This is a genomic window from Streptomyces sp. NBC_00683, from assembly GCF_036226745.1.
GTDB lineage: Bacteria > Actinomycetota > Actinomycetes > Streptomycetales > Streptomycetaceae > Streptomyces.
This window is the reverse complement of sequence record NZ_CP109013.1, coordinates 3,435,272-3,453,372: the sequence shown is the minus strand read 5'-3', so window position 1 is coordinate 3,453,372 and position 18,101 is coordinate 3,435,272. Positions and strand designations below refer to the sequence as shown.

At 69.3% G+C, this 18,101-nt stretch carries 18 protein-coding genes; 8 read left to right on the top strand and 10 right to left on the bottom strand.

The features are described from left to right. Nucleotides 1–269: 269 nt before the first annotated feature. The gene (locus tag OG257_RS15155) at nt 270–1,823 is read left to right on the top strand and encodes an ABC transporter substrate-binding protein (protein ID WP_329208121.1); all 1,554 of its coding nucleotides are present in this window, start codon (nt 270–272) and stop codon (nt 1,821–1,823) included. On the opposite strand, the gene OG257_RS15150 is transcribed toward OG257_RS15155, so the two are convergent. From OG257_RS15150 to OG257_RS15110, 9 genes are all read right to left on the bottom strand, one after another. Next, nucleotides 1,810–2,583, bottom strand: a complete 774-nt coding sequence (locus tag OG257_RS15150) for a TetR family transcriptional regulator (RefSeq protein WP_383809526.1) — start codon at nt 2,581–2,583, stop codon at nt 1,810–1,812. The genes OG257_RS15155 and OG257_RS15150 overlap by 14 nt on opposite strands. A gap of 10 nt (nt 2,584–2,593) precedes the next feature. After that, on the bottom strand, nt 2,594–3,013 hold the full coding sequence (locus tag OG257_RS15145) for a thiol-disulfide oxidoreductase DCC family protein (protein WP_329215106.1): 420 nt from the start codon (nt 3,011–3,013) through the stop codon (nt 2,594–2,596). A gap of 70 nt (nt 3,014–3,083) precedes the next feature. Next, nucleotides 3,084–3,518, bottom strand: a complete 435-nt coding sequence (locus OG257_RS15140) for a hypothetical protein (protein WP_329208119.1) — start codon at nt 3,516–3,518, stop codon at nt 3,084–3,086. 514 nt (nt 3,519–4,032) lie between these two features. Continuing rightward, entirely contained in the window at nt 4,033–4,638 is a 606-nt protein-coding gene (locus tag OG257_RS15135) for a hypothetical protein (protein ID WP_329208117.1), read from the bottom strand. Nucleotides 4,639–4,831: 193 nt separating this feature from the next. Further along, the gene (locus OG257_RS15130; protein ID WP_329208115.1) at nt 4,832–5,608 is read right to left on the bottom strand and encodes a succinate dehydrogenase iron-sulfur subunit; all 777 of its coding nucleotides are present in this window, start codon (nt 5,606–5,608) and stop codon (nt 4,832–4,834) included. Beyond that, nucleotides 5,608–7,362: a succinate dehydrogenase flavoprotein subunit gene (gene sdhA, locus OG257_RS15125; protein ID WP_329208114.1), complete on the bottom strand. Its 1,755-nt coding sequence runs from the start codon at nt 7,360–7,362 to the stop codon at nt 5,608–5,610. The genes OG257_RS15130 and sdhA overlap by 1 nt, the downstream gene beginning before the upstream one ends. A 29-nt stretch (nt 7,363–7,391) precedes the next feature. After that, complete coding sequence (locus tag OG257_RS15120; RefSeq protein ID WP_329208113.1) at nt 7,392–7,871, bottom strand: succinate dehydrogenase hydrophobic membrane anchor subunit; 480 nt, start codon at nt 7,869–7,871, stop codon at nt 7,392–7,394. Nucleotides 7,872–7,876: 5 nt separating this feature from the next. Next, nucleotides 7,877–8,257, bottom strand: a complete 381-nt coding sequence (sdhC, locus tag OG257_RS15115; protein WP_329208111.1) for a succinate dehydrogenase, cytochrome b556 subunit — start codon at nt 8,255–8,257, stop codon at nt 7,877–7,879. 190 nt (nt 8,258–8,447) lie between these two features. Then, the gene (locus tag OG257_RS15110; RefSeq protein WP_329215104.1) at nt 8,448–9,014 is read right to left on the bottom strand and encodes a 2-oxo-4-hydroxy-4-carboxy-5-ureidoimidazoline decarboxylase; all 567 of its coding nucleotides are present in this window, start codon (nt 9,012–9,014) and stop codon (nt 8,448–8,450) included. Between the two features lie 325 nt (nt 9,015–9,339). Between OG257_RS15110 and OG257_RS15105 the strand changes: the two genes are divergently transcribed. The 6 genes from OG257_RS15105 to OG257_RS15080 all read left to right on the top strand — a co-directional run bounded on the left by OG257_RS15105 (nt 9,340) and on the right by OG257_RS15080 (nt 15,194). Next, nucleotides 9,340–10,935, top strand: coding sequence for a beta-N-acetylhexosaminidase (locus tag OG257_RS15105; RefSeq protein ID WP_329208109.1), 1,596 nt, complete (start codon nt 9,340–9,342; stop codon nt 10,933–10,935). Between the two features lie 209 nt (nt 10,936–11,144). Continuing rightward, nucleotides 11,145–11,876, top strand: a complete 732-nt coding sequence (locus OG257_RS15100; RefSeq protein ID WP_329208108.1) for a DUF4328 domain-containing protein — start codon at nt 11,145–11,147, stop codon at nt 11,874–11,876. Between the two features lie 74 nt (nt 11,877–11,950). Beyond that, nucleotides 11,951–12,457 (top strand): hypothetical protein, encoded by a 507-nt coding sequence (locus OG257_RS15095; RefSeq protein WP_329208107.1) that lies wholly within the window; start codon nt 11,951–11,953, stop codon nt 12,455–12,457. 112 nt (nt 12,458–12,569) lie between these two features. Then, nucleotides 12,570–13,139, top strand: a complete 570-nt coding sequence (locus OG257_RS15090) for a hypothetical protein (protein ID WP_329208105.1) — start codon at nt 12,570–12,572, stop codon at nt 13,137–13,139. 286 nt (nt 13,140–13,425) lie between these two features. After that, on the top strand, nt 13,426–14,109 hold the full coding sequence (locus tag OG257_RS15085) for an RNA polymerase sigma factor (protein WP_329208103.1): 684 nt from the start codon (nt 13,426–13,428) through the stop codon (nt 14,107–14,109). Beyond that, nucleotides 14,109–15,194 (top strand): hypothetical protein, encoded by a 1,086-nt coding sequence (locus tag OG257_RS15080; protein WP_329208101.1) that lies wholly within the window; start codon nt 14,109–14,111, stop codon nt 15,192–15,194. Before OG257_RS15085 ends, OG257_RS15080 begins: the two co-directional genes overlap by 1 nt. 201 nt (nt 15,195–15,395) lie before the next feature. Here OG257_RS15080 and OG257_RS15075 read toward each other — a convergent pair whose 3' ends face one another. After that, complete coding sequence (locus OG257_RS15075) at nt 15,396–16,274, bottom strand: L,D-transpeptidase family protein (protein ID WP_329208099.1); 879 nt, start codon at nt 16,272–16,274, stop codon at nt 15,396–15,398. A 222-nt stretch (nt 16,275–16,496) separates the two neighbouring features. On the opposite strand from OG257_RS15075, the gene OG257_RS15070 reads away from it, so the two are divergent. Beyond that, nucleotides 16,497–18,086 (top strand): acyl-CoA mutase large subunit family protein, encoded by a 1,590-nt coding sequence (locus OG257_RS15070; RefSeq protein WP_329208097.1) that lies wholly within the window; start codon nt 16,497–16,499, stop codon nt 18,084–18,086. The last annotated feature ends 15 nt before the right edge of the window (nt 18,087–18,101 follow it).

The following is an 18,101-nucleotide window of genomic DNA, read 5'->3' as shown; positions in this document are numbered from 1 at the left end:
CCGACTTCCGGGGCGACGCCCGGGCAACTGCCGTGCCCGCACACGGAAATCACCCACCACCCTCACGCGCAGCAACGAAAGTGCCTGATGGGAGGCCGTGGCGCGCCCTTTTCGGCCCGTATCTCGGCGTATGTCGAGCAAGAGCCTGTGAGTGCACGATTTGCTCTTCCAGATGTGAAAATCGTGTGATTGGGTAGGTGCGAACATGCGGCAATGTGTACATCTATGCACATGGGCCGTGGCAGGGCTGTTAAGGGAGAGCACGGCACATGCGGTTGGTCCGTATACGGATACTCGCGATTCTCGCGGTATTGGTCATCGCAGGCTTCGGCGCCTGGCAACTGCTCCCCTCGGACGAGGTGAGCGACGCCCCGATCGTGGTCGGCACGTCGGACGAAGTCACCTCCCTCGACCCGGCCGGTGCGTACGACGCCGGCTCCTGGGCGATCTACAGCAACCTCTACCAGTCCCTGATGACCTTCAAGTCCGGGGCGATCGTGCCGGAGCCCGACGCCGCCGAGAGCTGCGCCTTCATCGGCCAGAAGCTCCAGACCTACCAGTGCAAGCTGCGGGGGGACCTGACCTTCTCCGGCGGCCGCAAGGTCACCGCCGCCGACGTCAAGTACTCCTTCGAGCGCATGCTCAAGATCGAGTCGGACGTCGGCCCCGCGGTGCTCTTCCCCAGCCTCGACACCATCGTGACCGAGGGCCGCACCATCACCTTCAACCTGTCGTCCCGGGACGCGACCTTCCCGCAGAAGCTCGCCACGGGCGCCGGATCCATCGTCGACCCCACCCGGTACCCGAAGGACAAGCTCCGCTCCGGGAACGAGGTCGACGGCTCGGGACCGTACGTCCTGAAGTCGTACGAGCCCGGTGTCCGCGCCGAGTTGGTGCCCAACCCCACGTACAGGGGGGCGCTGAAGAAGACCGGTGCCCCGGTCGACATCCGTTACTTCAAGGGATCCGACGAGCTCCAGTCGGCCTGGACGGCCGGGGACGTCGACGTCACGCACCGTCAGCTGCCCGCGGACCGGCTCTCCGAGCTCGACCCCGGTGACCCCGAGCAGCGCGTCACCGAGGCCGAGAGCGCCGAGATCCGCAACCTCGTCTTCAACGTCCGGGCCGGCGCCCCGCTCGCCGACAAGAGGGTCCGCCAGGCCATCGCGTGGATCATCGACCGCGGGCCGCTGGTGTCCGACGTCTACAAGAGCACCGTGGATCCGCTCTACTCGCTGATTCCCCAGGGCTACATCGGGCACAGCACCCCCTTCTTCGACGCCTACCCGCAGCCCGATCCGGTCAGGGCGAGGAAGCTGATGGAGCAAGCCGGCGTGGAGATCCCGCTGCGCATCACTTTCGCCCACCGCGACGACGACGCGAACAAGGAGGAGACCGCCGAGCTGGTCCGCCAGCTGGAGAAGGACGGACTGTTCAAGGTCACGGAGAAGGCGGTGGAGTGGCAGGCGTTCCAGAAGGGGTACGCGGCCGGTGCGTACGACGCGTACACCGTCGGCTGGCTCCCCGACTATCCGGACCCGGACACGTTCAGCCAGCCCCTGGTCGGCCGCGACAGCAGCCTCCACAACGGCTACGTCAGCACGAAGATGGACGCGCTGATCGCCTCCACCCAGCAGTTCGGCGACCGCAGCCGCACCTCTGCCGACTTCAAGGAGCTGCAGGAACTGGTCGGCGAGGACGTGCCGCTGGTCCCGCTGTGGCAGAAGAAGGACTACGTCGTCAGCAAGTCGACCGTGTCCGGCTCCCAGTACCTTTCGGACGGTACGGGGATCTGGCGACTGTGGGAGCTCACCCGGATTTGACGTCCGGTGCCGGGCGCGCCGCAGCGCCCGGCATGAACTCCACCAGTACGTCATGGAGTTGCCGCACGAGAGGCCGCAGCACCCGGAAGCGGGAGAGTGCGATCGCCCGTGCGGCGATCGGCGCGGTGCGCTCCACGAGCCGGCGGCTGCGCTCGGTGCCCTCGGTCCGGTCGTAGACCCAGAACAGCACCAGCCCCATCTGCATCAGCCACATCAGCTGCGGAAGCAGTTCGGCGAGTTCCGGGTCGTGCTTGGTGCTGGACCCGGCCAGGCACCGCCTGTGCACGGAGATGGCCGCCTCGCGCGCGGAGACGGACTCCTCGGAGAACGGGGACAGCGGACTGTCCGGGTCGGCGGCGTTCTTGAAGAACTGGGCGGCGAAGCGGTGGTACTGCTCCGCCACGTCCAGCCAGCAGAGCAGGACCCCCCTGATGCGTACGGCGAGATCGGGGTCCCCCGCGAGGACCGGCCGGACCGCCGCCTCGTGCTCGGCGGCGATCCGGTCGTAGAAACCCTGGACCAGGTGTTCCTTGGAGGAGAAGTAGTAATAGGCGTTCCCGACGGAGACGCCGGCCTCCTGGGCGATGGCCCGCATCGTCGTCTTGTCGTAACCGCGCTCCTCGAAGAGTCTGAGTGCGGTCTCGAGAATCAGAGTGCGGGTCTGCTCACTCTTCTGGGCCTTGACCGCCTTGGCGGCCTTGCCCTCTCCGGCCGGCTTCGCCGCGTTCGCGTCAGCCACGTTCTTCTCTTCCTTCACCACGGTCCCAAGGCTAACCGGGAGATCCGTCCGCCGGATCCGGCACTGCGCAGCGCCCGTCCCCCTCGCCGCACGGCTGTGCCGTCACGGACCGGTACTTCGCCGCGGCGAGCACGGTCGCACGGGCGAACGGGCGGCCCATGGGCGTGGCCAGCCAGTGGGCCTTCGGGCGGTGTTCGGCCAGGGCCCAGAGGCAGACGATCCAGGCGTCGGTGGAGCGGTAGATCTGTCCCCGGTCGCCGACCACGGTGATCTCGTCGAGCGTGCCCGCGTGGTCGAGCCCCGGGAAGCGGCGCTGCGCCTCCTGCGATCCCGCCGGGACGAGATCGAGCGGAACGAGCTGACGCCGGCTCTGCAGCCAGTGCCGCAGATGGAGGCAGAGCGAGCACCGGTCGTCGTAGAGCACCGTGAGCCGGGTCACCGGGACGGACATGGCCGGGTTCTCCGCGGACCGGGTCCGTTCGGCCGGGCTGGGCGTGCCCGGGATGTGCGGCACGGCCCGCTCACTTCCCGGCGGCGGGTGCGGCCCAGGGCCCCTGGCCGCCCGGGCCCGCCCAGCCCTGCGGCGGCACGGGCGGGGTCTGCTCCCGCTCCATCAGGCCGCGGCGGCGGATCTTGTTCAGTACGTAGACGTTCCCAAGGTGCATCACGCCCAGGACCAGCAGGACGACGCCGACCTTCACCGACAGTGCCTCGAAGAGCTGGCGGGCGTCGGTGACCCCGTCGGCGTTCTTCAGGTAGAGGGTCACGAAGCCCAGGTTGACGAGGTAGAAGCCGACGACCAGCAGGTGGTTCACGGCCTCGGCGAGCTTCTCGTTCCCCTGGAGCACATCGGCGAGGAAGACCTTGCCGTTGCGGCTGAGCGTGCGGGCGACCCAGATGGTGAGCGCCACGCTGATGAGTAGGTAGATGACGTACGCGAGCACAGTGAGGTCCATGCCCCACCCTCCCTTGAACGCGTTCAAAAAGCTGATGTCGATGACTGTAGACCTGTCTTTGAACATGTTCAAGTGGCGCCCTGAGGGCATGCCGGAGCTCGGTGTGCCCGACAGTCCGGGAAGGGTGAGAGGGAATCAGGAACTCAGGGCCTCGGCCATGGCGTGCCACCCGCCGTCGGCGGGCGCCGCGTTGCGAGGTGGGACGTGCGCGCGCACCCGGGCATGTGCCTGGCCCGGGCCGCCACCGGAACCCGTTCGGCTGCCTGGGGGCAGCCGGGCAGGCCGCCGCAACAGCGCACCGGGCAGGGGGATCGGCGCTCACGCCGCCCTGGGTGCGCTGCAGGGGCCTACGGTGGGCCTGCGCAGGGGGGGCGGGGGGCGCTCTATGCCCAACGGCCGCCCGGGGCCGCGCAGCGACGCCGACGGCCGGCCCGCAGGCCGGCCGGATACCGGGAACCGGCCGCCCGTCGTCAGTACGAGGCAGCCGTCCCGCGTCTGTTGGCCTTGACCTGGGTCAGGCGCTCATCGAACGGGCGGTGTTGATCTGGGCCATCACCATCTGGAAGGTCTGGGGACCCGTCGCCGGAATCATCGTCGAGTGGTGCCGGCCCCCGCTGGTGACCGTGACCTGGACGAAGCCGGTCGTCTTCTTCTCCTTCATCAGGAGGAAGAGCAGACCGATCAGGCACAGCAGCGCGAAGATGATCGCCAGCACGATCGCCACGGTCGGAATCTTCTCCTCCGTGCGCGACATGTCGGTCGCCGTCCACACCGCGCCCTTGAGGGGCATCGTGCCGGACGGCGTCACGATCGAGTCGTTCATGACGGTGATGTCACCGAACGACAGCATCGGGACCCCGCCGCCCCCGGGCTGCATCCCGTGCTGCACCGGCAGGTTGAAGCCGGGCTGGGTGGGCTGTCCGGCGGCCGGATAGCCGTACCCCGGGCCGGGCTGCGCCGCCGAATCGGGCAGCGGCTGCGGATAGCCGTACGCCGGAGTGGCGCCCGGCGCCGCCGGGTAGCCGTAGCCCTGTCCGTCCGGCATCGTGGGCGGGTTGCCCGGTTGCTGGGGCGGGCCCCACTTGTATGAGTCGTCCGCGTACGGATTCGGATCGCTCACAACGTTCCCCGTTCTCCATCAAGACTTCTTCTCCCGTGCTGTGCTGCGCCGGGAGTGGCGAGCCGGTCACCGACTCCGCATGACCGTACCGTCCATGCACCTGTGACGCAGCAAGAGGCCCCGCTTCCCGCACAGTCCGTGCGCAGAACGGGGCCTCTCGGTGACAACCTTCGGAGCCGGAGCGGCTCTTGGGTCAGAAGCGACGCGTGATCAGCGCGCGCTTCACTTCCTGGATCGCCTTGGTGACCTCGATGCCACGCGGGCAGGCGTCCGTGCAGTTGAACGTCGTGCGGCAACGCCACACACCGTCACGGTCGTTGAGGATCTCCAGGCGCTGCTCGCCGCCCTCGTCACGCGAGTCGAAGATGAAGCGGTGCGCGTTGACGATGGCCGCCGGGCCGAAGTACTGGCCGTCGTTCCAGAACACCGGGCACGAGGACGTGCACGCGGCGCACAGGATGCACTTGGTGGTGTCGTCGAAGCGCTCGCGGTCCTCGGAGGACTGCAGACGCTCACGGGTCGGCTCGTTCCCCTTGGTGATGAGGAAGGGCATGACATCGCGGTAGGCCTGGAAGAACGGGTCCATGTCGACCACGAGGTCCTTGAGGACCGTGAGGCCCTTGATGGCCTCGACCGTGATCGGCTTGTCCGGGTTGATGTCCTTGATCAGCGTCTTGCAGGCGAGCCTGTTCTTGCCGTTGATCCGCATCGCGTCGGAGCCGCAGATACCGTGCGCGCAGGAGCGCCGGAAGGTCAGCGTGCCGTCCAGCTCCCACTTGATCTTGTGAAGGGCGTCGAGGACACGCTCCTTCGGGTCGATCAGGATCTGGAAGTCCTGCCACTGCGCCTCGTCGGAGACCTCCGGGTTGAAGCGGCGGATCCGGAAGGTGGCGGTGATGTACGGGGTGTCGGCGAAGCCGGCCTCGGGCTCGGGAGCCTTGTCCGACTTCTCCAGGGTGGGGGTAGCCATCAGTACTTACGCTCCATCGGCTGGTAGCGGGTCGTGACGACCGGCTTGTAGTCGAGCCTGATCGACTCGGTGCCGTCGGCGGTGACCTCGCGGTACGCCATGGTGTGGCGCATGAAGTTGACGTCGTCGCGGTTCGGGTAGTCCTCGCGGTAGTGACCGCCGCGGGACTCCTTGCGGGCCAGCGCGGAGGTCGCCATGACCTCGGCCAGGTCGAGCAGGTTGCCCAGCTCGACGGCTTCCAGCAGGTCGGTGTTGAACCGCTTGCCCTTGTCCTGGATGGACACGCTGAGGTAGCGCTTGCGCAGCTCGGCGATCTTGTCGACCGCCGTCTTGATCGTCTGCTCGGTGCGGAACACCATCACGTTGGCGTCCATGCACTCCTGCAGCTCGAGGCGGAGCGCGGCGACGCGCTCGGTGCCCGTCGAGTTGCGCAGCCGCTCGACCTGGTCGATGACCTGCTGCGCCGGGTTCTCGGGAAGCTCGACGTAGTCGTTCTTCGCGGAGTACTCGGCGGCGGCGATGCCCGACCGGCGTCCGAAGACGTTGATGTCGAGGAGCGAGTTGGTGCCGAGGCGGTTGGCGCCGTGCACGGAGACACAGGCGACCTCGCCGGCGGCGTACAGGCCCGGTACGACGGTCGTGTTGTCGGCGAGCACCTCGCCCTCGACGTTGGTCGGGATGCCGCCCATGGCGTAGTGCGCGGTCGGCTGGATCGGGATCGGGTCCGTGTAGGGCTCGATGCCGAGGTAGGTGCGCGCGAACTCGGTGATGTCCGGGAGCTTGGCGTCCAGCTGCTCCGGCGGGAGGTGCGTGAGGTCGAGGTAGACGTGGTCGCCCTCGGGTCCGCAGCCGCGGCCCTCGCGGATCTCCGTGTAGATGGAGCGGGACACGACGTCACGGGACGCGAGGTCCTTCATGACGGGCGCGTACTTCTCCATGAAGCGCTCGCCGTCCTTGTTGCGGAGGATGCCGCCCTCACCACGGGCGCCCTCCGTCAGCAGGATGCCCATGCGCCAGATGCCCGTCGGGTGGAACTGGAAGAACTCCATGTCCTCCAGCGGCAGACCGCGGCGGTACGCGGCGGCCTGGCCGTCACCCGTCAGGGTGTGGGCGTTGGAGGTCACCTTGAAGAACTTGCCGGTGCCGCCCGAGGCGAAGATGACCGACTTCGCCTGGAAGACGTGGATCTCGCCGGTGGCCAGCTCGTACGCGACGACGCCGGCGGACTTCTTGACGCCGTCGACCTCCTGGAGCAGGAGGTCCAGGACGTAGAACTCGTTGAAGAACTCCACACCCTCCTTGACGCAGTTCTGGTACAGCGTCTGGAGGATCATGTGGCCGGTGCGGTCCGAGGCGTAGCAGGACCGGCGGACGGGGGCCTCGCCGTGGTTACGGCTGTGGCCGCCGAAGCGTCGCTGGTCGATCTTGCCCTCGGGCGTGCGGTTGAACGGCAGGCCCATCTTCTCCAGGTCGAGAACGGAGTCGATGGCCTCCTTCGCCAGGATCTCGGCGGCGTCCTGGTCGACCAGGTAGTCGCCGCCCTTGATCGTGTCGAAGGTGTGCCACTCCCAGTTGTCCTCTTCCACGTTGGCGAGCGCGGCGGCCATGCCGCCCTGCGCCGCGCCCGTGTGGGAGCGGGTGGGGTAGAGCTTCGTCAGCACGGCGGTACGGCTGCGCTTGGTCGACTCGATGGCCGCGCGCATGCCGGCGCCGCCGGCGCCGACGATGACGGTGTCGTACTTGTGGATCTGCATGGTTTCCTCTGGTCCCTCTGTCCCGGCGCCTAGCGGATGTTCGGGTCGAAGGTGAAGATCACCAGCGTGCCCAGCAGGACGGTGAACACCGTGGCGGTGTACAGGAGCATCTTCAGCCAGAAGCGGGTGTTGTCCCGTTCGGCGTAGTCGTTGATGACCGTACGGAGGCCGTTGGCGCCGTGGAGCATGGCGAGCCACAGCATCGCGAGGTCCCAGACCTGCCAGAACGGCGAGGCCCAGCGGCCCGCCACGAAGGCGAAGCCGATCTTGGAGACGCCGCCGTCCAGCACCAGCTGGATCAGCAGGTGGCCGATGACCAGAACGACCAGCACGATGCCCGACAGGCGCATGAAGAGCCAGGCGTACATCTCGAAGTTGGTGCGCGAACCCTTGGGGGTCTTGCCCGTGCGCTTGCGCGGGGGCTCGATCACCGGAGCGGGGTTGTCGACGTCGTACAGGCTTACCGCCTCGACGTCACCGATCGCGGAGGAAGAGGTCTCGATGGACATTGGCCTCAGCTCCCGAAGACTTCGCGTACGGCGTGACCGAGGACGGGGTACAGGGCCCCGACCATCAGCACGACCCAGATACCCAGGACGGCCCAGAGCATCTGCTTCTGAACGCGCGGGCCCTTGGACCAGAAGTCCACGGCGACGATACGAAGACCGTTCAGCGCGTGGAAGAGAATCGCGGCCACCAGGCCGTATTCGAGAAGCGCGACGAGCGGTGTCTTGTATGTGGCCACGACGTCGTCGTACGCCTCGGGGGAGACACGCACGAGAGCGGTGTCCAGGACGTGTACGAACAGGAAGAAGAAAATGAGGACACCGGTGACTCGATGAGCCACCCAGGACCACATGCCTTCCCGGCCGCGGTACAGCGTTCCAGCCGGCACGGAAGAACCCTCCGGGAGCGGGGATTGGGGCCGGCCGGCTTGACTGTCGGTCTGACCCGGCCGGGTACGGTCCACCGGCCCTGGCCATCGTAGCGACGCTTTGTCGGTTCCATGGCGGCGGGGCCTCTGGTGTGATCAAAGTGGCAATCAAACAGGCACGGACGGCCTACCGCAGTCCATATGCCACCTTTCAGAACGGGCTCGGTGCCCGGCCCGCTTCCGTCACCAGCTCGATGATGCGACCCCGGGCGAGTCGCCGCATCTCCTCCGCCGTGAGGGACCGCTCCTCGTCGGGGTCGTGCGCCAGCCGGGTACGGATCGCGGCAAGCACCTGGTCAACGTGCTGCGAGGGCCGCAGACCGTCCAGGCAGATCACGAACGCGTGGCCGAAGCGACTCTCGTACGCGGCATGCGCCGCCCGGAGCGCGAGATGGGCGGCGCGGGGCGCGGCGTGGTGCAGGCAGGGCGCGCTCTCGGCCGCGAGCGCTTCCGCGATGTCGGTGGGAGCGAGGTCGTAGCCCGCCTCGTCGGACGCGGCGAGAACCGTGCCGAGGTCCGGATAGGGCCGGTGGGCAGCCATGCGAACGGCCCAACGGCGGCTTCCGCAGCACTCCAGCAGGGCGGCCTCGGCCGCCTCGCGGGGCCATGTGTTGAAGCGGTCGAGCCCGCTCGAGTGGGCACTCTCGCGCGTACTCGCCGAGACTGGATCCGGAACCGGGGCCTCCGCATGGGCGGCACCGCGGCCCTGGGCGGGTATGGCTGACCGCCCGGCCTGCTGCGGCGGTTTCGGCAGGCCGGCGTGGGACTCGCTGGACCTGGACAGCGGGACTCCTCGGTTGAACGACGACTTCGACCCTGGAGAGGGACCGGAGAGCAACGAGGTTGCGTGGGGGGAGAGAGCGAAGAGTGAGACGTATGTGCCGCCACGCTAGCGAGGCAGGGCAACGGGTACCGGAGGCATGCGCGAAGTTCACCCGGACGGGAGAGTTTCGGAACGCCTGATGGACGAATCGCTGAGGAGAATGCCCGACTATCTCCCCATCTTTGATCTGTTTCTCCCCCGATCCGGAGGATTCTGACCAATGTCGCCCTCACGCGGAGCCCTGGTGGCCGGAGCCGCCGTCACGGCGGCAGCCGCCGTCACCCTCACCGTCATCGTCTGGCCCGAGAGCTCCGGCCCCGGGAACCAGGGCGGCGCGCAGGCCTCCTCGCGCACATCCGCCTCCCCCTCGCCGAGCCGGAGCTATCCGCTCTCCGCGGCGCCCGAGACCGTGCCCGCGGTGCGTGCGCACACCGCCGCCCGCGGCCCCGGCTGGAAGCCGGCCGAGAACAGCACGGTCGTCGTCGCCGACGGCGACGAGGAGCTCGCCGACGAGGCGAAGCTGCTCGCCAAGGAGCTGAAGATCCGTTACCGGGGCGAGGTCGCGGCCCGCGCCGGTGACGTCGAGCTGGCGCTCGGGGCCAAGGGCGCCCCGGAGTCGTACACCCTGAGGACGGCGGGCGACCGGGTCACGATCAGCGGCCATGACCAGGCGGGTGTCTTCTACGGGACCCGCACGCTCAAGCAGTCGCTGAACGCCGCCGGGACCATGCCGGAGGGCGTGGTGCGCGACACCCCGGACCGGCCGCAGCGCGGTCTCAACCTCGACATCGCGCGCAAGCACTACAGCGCCGAATGGATCGAGGCCCGGCTGCGCGAGATGGCCGACATCAAACTCAACCAGCTCGGCCTGCACTTCTCCGACGACCAGGCCTTCCGGATCGAGTCCGAGTCGCACCCGGAGGTGGTTTCCGAGCAACACCTCACCAAGGCCGAGGTCCGCCGGATCGTGAAGCTCGCGCGGAGCCTCCACATCACGGTCGTCGGCGAGATCGACTCCCCGGGACACCTGGGCGCGGTCCTGCGTGCCCACCCCGACCTCCAGCTGCGCAACACCCAGGGGGTGGCCCGTCAGGGAGCCATCGACATCTCCGATCCTGAAGCGGCGCAGATCGTCGACGACCTGCTGAAGGAGTACACCGAGCTCTTCCCCGGTGACTGGTTCCACGTCGGTGCGGACGAGTACCAGGCGCTGACGGTGAGCAGCCCGCAGGCCTCGTACCCGCAGCTCGCCGCCGCCGCGCGGGAGAAGTACGGCGACGACGCCACCATCCAGGACCTGGCGGAGGGCTGGCTGAACGACCGAGCCGCGGTCATCCGCAAGGCGGACAAGATCCCCAAGGCCTGGAACGACGGCTTCTTCAGCGGAGGGACCGTCACCGCCCACAAGGGCATCGAGGTCGAGTACTGGACGGGCAAGGAGATCGGCGCCCGGCCGCCCGAGGAGTACCTGGCCGAGGGCCGTGACGTGATCAACCTCAACGACGAGTACCTCTACTACGTACTCGGCCAGCCCAACGACTTCGTCTATCCGACGGGGCAGCGGATCTACGAGCAGTGGACCCCGTTCGTCCTGCGCGGCACCGAGCCGGTGCCCGAGCGCTACTCGAAGCAGATCCTCGGCGGCCGGTTCGCGGTCTGGGGGGACCTGCCGAACGCACAGACCCCGCAACAGGTGGCCGACGGCATCCGGATGCCGCTCAACGCGGTCTCCCAGAAGCTGTGGGATCCACGCAAACCGGCGCTGACCTGGGCACAGTTCCAGCAGCTGGCGGACGAGGTCGAAGGGTCGAACTGATCGGCAACCGCGTGGACAGCGACGCCGCGGGAGGTTAGGTTCCGCTAGCCGCGCGCCCTGGGGAGGGGCGCGCGGCTCATGCGTTGCTGACGAATCCTGGGGGGTTCCGCTCCATGCTGTGTACCCGATGTCATAAGAGACCGGCCGCGTCCGCCGACGGTCGCTGCTCAGCCTGTGCGGCGCTGAGTTTCTTGCGGCCGGGCAGGCTGATGGCTCCGACCCCTGCCCCGATGCAGGAAGGGCTGCACCGGCTGCGCTCACCCGTAGGCCTGTCCAAGGCCGTCGTCGCGCTGCTCGGCGCCGTCATCGTGACCGATGTAGGTGCTGTGGCGGCTGGACTGAACACCAGGCGTGTGTACGCCGACATCGCCGACGGGGATCCCGCGTCCGGCGCCGGCGGCCTGGTACAGCGTGCCGAACTGCTCGACGAGCGGGTGTACAGCCTGCAGCTCCTCGCACTGATGGCCACCGCTGTCGTCTTCATCATCTGGTTCCGCCGGGTCCGGCTCAACGCCGAGGTGTTCGACGCGAGCCAGCAGTCCATGCGGCCCGGTTGGGCGATCGGTTCCTGGTTCGTCCCCGTCGGCAACCTCTGGCTGCCCCGCCGGGTCGCCGCCGGGATCTGGACAGCGAGCGCCCAGACCAACACGGACGGCAGCTGGCGCACCGTCTCCCGTACGCCGCTGAACCTCTGGTGGACAGCCTGGGTGCTCGACTGGCTCTTCGGCCGGTATGCCTCCCGGAATTACGAGCAGGCCGAACTGTGGCAGGACATCGTGGACGCCGTGGGGCTGACCGTCGCCTCCGACGCGCTCGACATCGTCGCCGCCGTCCTCGCGATCCGCTTCGTGCGGAAGCTGACCGCGATGCAGGGGGAGCGGGCGGCCCTCGGGGCGTACCCGCTCCGGGAGCAGCTGGCAGCCGGTCCTGTCCCGTCCTGAGTTGACCCGATTTCGCGCTTCCCCGCCGCGTCCGCCGGGAAGAATGGCACCCCGGACCGCGGGGGGAGCGCGATGTGGGTTTCTGGGGCTATTACTTGGTGGGCCGCAGCGGTGAGCCGCTTTCCGGCCACCCCGCACTGCGGTACGTGGCGGACCGGCTGACCCTGCGGCAGTACCGGGCGGACGGCTGGCAGGTCTGGTCCCACCCGAGCGAGCCGGCCCTCGGCTCCATGGCCGCACTCGCCGAATCCTTACGGGCGCCCGTCCTCTTCGGGTTCGTCATGAACAGTGCCTGCGTGGCCGTGGAGGCGGCGGCGCCGCAGAGCGGGTCCTGGTACGCCTGTCTGGGCCGGGCGCCCATGGCGGCGCATCTCGGTCCGGAGGGCATCACGCTCGAGGACCTGTTCCTGCCACCCGAGGACGCGGCGGCCCGGGCCGTTCAGTGGGCGTCGGAATCCGGCCGCGGCGTCCTCGAAGGACCTCTGCTCGAACTCCTGCGCGTCGAACATCCCGAGTCGCTCGCCGAGCCGCTTTTCTTCGCTTTTCTGGACCGTCTGGGCATCGAGAGCCCGTCTGACTGAGTCTCAGCGTGTTCTCCCGTGTCGCGAGAGTGACGCTTTTCAGCCATCTGGCGCAGTACGCGGTAACAGGAAGCACAGCGTCCCGCTGTGTCCTGACCGAGGGGAGACGCCGATGAGCCTGCTGGAGCTGATCGCTCTTGCCGACGAGCGAGGGCTGGCGGCGAGCGGGCTCGCATGCCTGGACCGCTGCCTGCCGCCTCCGTCCGAGGGCGAAGAACCGGAGCCGCTGCGCCCGCTCTGGGCGAGTTGCGGGAGCGGCGAGGAGTGGGCCACGCGGCTCGCGGCCGTCCGTGCGGCGCTGGACAGTGAAGGGGACGCGCCCGCGGCGGTGATCCGTGTCCGCGCGATGCTCGACGCCGCGCCCGGCGAATTCGCCGTGGCGCCCTTGCGCGCGTGGGCCGACGCCTGCTCGCTCGTCGCGCTGGACATCCACCGGGGGTTCGACTTCCCGGCCGCCGGCGGCGCCGAGCAGTTGGACCGCTGCCGGAGCGGCGACCTGGAAGGCAGCGGGCCGCTCGTCACGGGTGAGGTCCGCCGCCAGATCGAGATCCTGGAGACCCTCGCGGAGACCGCGGGCACCGTGGGCGGCGGAGCGGGCCTGCGCCGCGCGCTCGATCTGTCGACCGAGGGCCAGCGGGTGCTGCGTGCGGTGATGTCCCGCAGGGCGCGCGGCCGGGTCTGACTCTGCGGCGCCTCGCGGACGGGAGAGTAGAGAGGGGACGACGACCGGGGCCGCCACCCCCCACAGGAGAGGCCCCGGTCGTCTTCCACGGGGCCGCAGTGCGACCCCGTACTCATCTCAGCGCCGTGGGTGCGTTTTCTGTCACACCGCGCTGCGTCAGGGGACAGTTGCGGGTTGTACAAGTCATGGACGTGGCACCGTCCGACCACGTAGCGTGCTGAGTCGCGCAGAGTGGCGCAGCAGTGGTGACCAGCTGCGATTCAGATCAGCAGGGCGGGTTGAGGGAGTGCTGGGGGACGACGCGGAGCTGACTGCCGCGGTGCTCGCGGCACAGGACGGGGACGAGGACGCCTTCCGTACTGTGTATCGCGCTGTGCAGCCGCGCCTGTTGGGCTACATACGGACGCTGGTGGGGGAGCCGGACGCCGAGGACGTCGCGTCGGAGTCCTGGCTGCAGATAGCGCGTGACCTCGACCGTTTCAGCGGGGATGCCGACCGGTTCCGCGGCTGGGCCGCCCGGATCGCGCGCAACCGGTCGCTGGACCACATCCGGATGCGTGGCCGGCGGCCGGCCATCGGCGGCGACGAGACCGAGCTGGCCGGGAAGGCCGCCGAGTCCGATACGGCGGGCGAGGCGCTGGAGTCGCTGGGCACCGGCCGTACCCTTTCTCTCATCGCGCAGCTTCCGCAGGACCAGGCCGAGGCCGTCGTGCTCCGCGTGGTGGTCGGGCTGGACGCGAAGAGCGCCGCGCAGACTCTGGGTAAGCGCCCGGGTGCGGTACGCACGGCGGCGCACCGTGGACTGAAGAGGCTGGCGGAGCTGGTCGGAGCGGACAACGGCCCGGACGACGAGATTCCGGCGGCGGGTACCGGACTCGGTGCCGTGCCCGCGCAGCGCCCCGCCCGCAACGGTGTGGCGGCGCCCGCCGGTGTGACGCATTCGCGTCCGTGGACGCAGAAGGACATGTGATGGCCGACGAGCAGTACCAGTGGCTTGACGCGGACGCGGCGGAGCTTTTGCTCCGTGGCGAATCCGTCGAGCCCGTCGACGATCACGCCCGCGACGAGGCCCGGCGGCTGGCGGCCGCGCTGCGGTCCGCGCGTACCCCGCGCCCTTCCGGCGCCGAACTGCCCGGTGAGGCAACCGCGCTGGCAGCCTTCCGCGAGACCTCCCGTGCCAGGAAGCGGGACGGCGCGGTGAGAGCCGGAATCTCGGGCGAGCAGGACGCCCTGCACACCGTACGGATCGGCGCCACGCGGTCCGCCCCGTCCCGGCGCCCGCGCTGGAGCCGCCCCGTGCGCTACGGCCTCGCCGTGTCGCTCGCGGGGTGTGCGCTCGGCGGGGTGGCCGTCGCCGCCGGCACCGGCATGCTTCCCGCGCCGTTCGGAGGCCAGGGCTCCCCGGTCCCCGCCACGTCCGTATCGGCGGCGGCCTCTCCGGAGGAGCTTGGGGCCGAGATGCCCGACGGCGGCCGGCCCTCGCCCCTGCCGTCCGGCTCGCCCGCCTCCCCGGACGCCTCCGGGGCGCCCGGCGGAGCGGTCACCGGAACGGACCCGGGAGCCGGGCGGACCGGTGAGGACAGCAGCGGAACAGGCAACGGCACGGACCGGGGCGACAGCGACCGGGACGGCAGCGCGGACCAGGACGGTTCCGATGGCGGTACGGACGGCCGGGAGACGCCCGACAGTTCGGGCGGCCCGTCCGGTTCCGACGGCACCGGCACCGAGAGCGCCCGTGAGATGTACGAGAGGTCCGTCCGGGCGTGCCGTGACTACCGCGACGGCACCCTCAGCGACGCGAGCGAGCGCCGGCTCATCCGGCTGGCCAAGGGCGAACGCAACCTCGACCGTTTCTGCGACCGCCTCCTCGACGGGGACGGCGGGAGCGGTGACAGCGGTGGGGACGGTTCGGACGGCACCGACGGCGGCAAGGACCCGGGGGACGGCGCCGAGGGCGGCCTCCCGTCGATCTCCTTCCGCACGCCTCCGGTCCAGGACGAGCCGGACGGAGTGGACGCGCAGTCCTCGGCGGAAACCGCCTCATCCACCCGCTGACCTGCGCGGACAAGGCCCGGGAGTGACCTCCGGCTGACAAGTGTGACGTTTTTCGAAGCGCTGACGCAGTAGTAAGTGAGCCGACTGGTCATCGGCCGCGCATTGAGCCGGGGTTCCCCCCGTACCTTCGGCTCGGCGCATCCGGCGCGGGCGGGACACGTTCCCCCGGTCCCGTCCGCGCCCTCTTTTTGGTTGAAGGCGTTACCAATAAATGACGACCTTGTCGCCGTTCCGCACCTGGGCGAAGAGCGAGGCGATCTTCCCCTCGTCCCGGACGTTCACACAGCCGTGCGAGGCGCCGCTGTAGCCGCGGGCCGCGAAGTCCGACGAGTAGTGCACCGCCTGGCCCCCGCTGAAGAACATCGCGTACGGCATGGGCGAGTCGTAGATGGTCGACACGTGGTGACGGGACTTCCAGTACACCGAGAACGTGCCCTCACGGGTGGGCGTGTACTGCGAGCCGAACCGCACGTCCATCGACGAGACGACCCGGCCGTCGATCATCCACGACAGGGTGCGGCTGTTCTTGCTGATGCACAGGACCCGGCCCGTCATACAGCGCGCGTCCGGCTTGGCCGCCGGCCTGTCGGTCGGCGGATCCAGCTCCTGGGCAGTGGGCTTGCGCGTCATCCCGAGCAGCCGCTGCCAGGTGACCGTGTCGGTCCTCCCCGTACGCGACAGGCCCCGCTTGCCCTGGAAGGACTGCACGGACGCGACGGTCGCGGTGCCGTAGTACCCGGTGGGGCTGCGGTCGAAGTGGCCGATCTGGCGCAGCCGGGCCTGGAGCTCCCGCACCTGCTTGCTCCGGTCCCCGACGGACATCAGGGTCTTCGGCTGCGGTGCCGGTTTCTTGCTCGGCTTCGCCTCGGGGGAGGACGGAGTCGCCGGGCTGCTCGGCTTGGCGTCGTCCGTGGGGCTCGCGGCCGTGGAGGGGGCCTTCGGCGTGGCCGTGGGCTCGGCGGCGCCCACCGTCTCCGCCCTGCAGCCCGCCGTCAGTGTGGCGAGGGCGAGGACGCCGACGAATGCCGTCGCCGCCGTGCGCGTTCTGCCTGCACGGCTGTTCGTACCTGTGCGTCTCATCCTCGTCCCCCTGGTTCGCCCACTGTTTCCCGGTATCTCATGGCGCGGATATCTCATGAGACGGATTCCCGTCCTGCCCGGTTGCCGAATCCTGCGCATGATGGGGAAGGTGAGTCCAGGCCCCGGGGCATGCTGTGAGCAAGGTCCCGGCGCCCGGACCCCCGCCGGCAGGTCGGTGGCGACGCCGGTGGCCGAACAGTGGCTTGAGCGGAGGCGCAGGACATGACGCGTGAGTCCGAGTCGGGGTTCCCCATCGAGCCGGTGTACGGGCCGGACGCACTCGACGGCTGGCAGGCCCCGGAGAAGCTGGGCGAGCCGGGCGCGTACCCCTTCACGCGTGGTGTCTACCCGACGATGTACACCGGCCGGCCGTGGACGATGCGGCAGTACGCCGGATTCGGCACGGCCACCGAGTCGAACGCCCGCTACCAGCAGTTGATCGCCCACGGCACGACGGGTCTGTCGGTCGCGTTCGACCTGCCCACCCAGATGGGGCACGACTCGGACGCCCCGATCGCCTCCGGTGAGGTCGGCAAGGTCGGTGTGGCGATCGACTCCATCGACGACATGCGCGTCCTGTTCGGCGGGATCCCGCTGGACAAGGTCTCCACCTCGATGACCATCAACGCGCCCGCCGCCCTCCTCCTGCTGCTCTACCAGCTGGTCGGTGAGGAGCAGGGCGTCCCGGCGGACGCGCTGACCGGCACCATCCAGAACGATGTCCTCAAGGAGTACATCGCCCGCGGCACCTACATCTTCCCGCCGAAGCCCTCGCTGCGGCTGATCGCCGACATCTTCAAGTACTGCCGGGCCGAGATCCCGAAGTGGAACACCATCTCGATCTCCGGGTACCACATGGCGGAGGCGGGCGCCTCGCCCGCGCAGGAGATCGCGTTCACCCTGGCCGACGGCATCGAGTACGTCCGTACGGCCGTCGCGGCCGGCATGGACGTGGACGACTTCGCCCCGCGTCTCTCCTTCTTCTTCGTCGCCCGCACGACGATCCTGGAGGAGGTCGCCAAGTTCCGTGCCGCGCGCCGGATCTGGGCGAAGGTGATGAGGGAGGAGTTCGGTGCGAAGAACCCCAAGTCGCTGATGCTGCGCTTCCACACCCAGACCGCGGGCGTGCAGCTCACCGCCCAGCAGCCCGAGGTCAACCTGGTCAGGGTCGCCGTACAGGGGCTGGGCGCGGTACTGGGCGGCACCCAGTCGCTGCACACCAACTCCTTCGACGAGGCCCTCGCCCTGCCCACCGACAAGTCGGCCCGCCTGGCCCTGCGCACCCAGCAGGTCCTGGCGTACGAGACGGACGTGACGGCGACGGTGGACCCCTTCGCGGGTTCGTACGTCGTGGAGAGGATGACCGACGACGTCGAGGCCGCAGCCCTGGAACTGATGCTCAAGGTCGAGGACATGGGCGGCGCGGTCAATGCCATCGAGCGCGGCTTCCAGAAGGGCGAGATCGAGCGCAGCGCCTACCGGATCGCGCAGGAGACCGACAGCGGCGAACGTGTCGTCGTCGGTGTCAACCGCTTCCGCCTCGACGAGGAGGAGCCGTACGAACCCCTCCGTGTCGACCCGGCCATCGAGGCCCAGCAGGCCGCCCGGCTGGTGAGACTCCGGGCCGAACGCGACCAGGGGGCGGTGGACGCGGCGCTGGCCGAGCTGAAGGAGGCGGCGGGGAGCGACGCGGGCACGGCCAACGTCCTCTATCCGATGAAGGAGGCGCTGAGGGCGCGGGCGACGGTGGGCGAGGTCTGCAACGCTCTGCGCGAGGTCTGGGGGACGTACGTCCCGACGGACGCGTTCTGAGAACCTCCCTCCTCC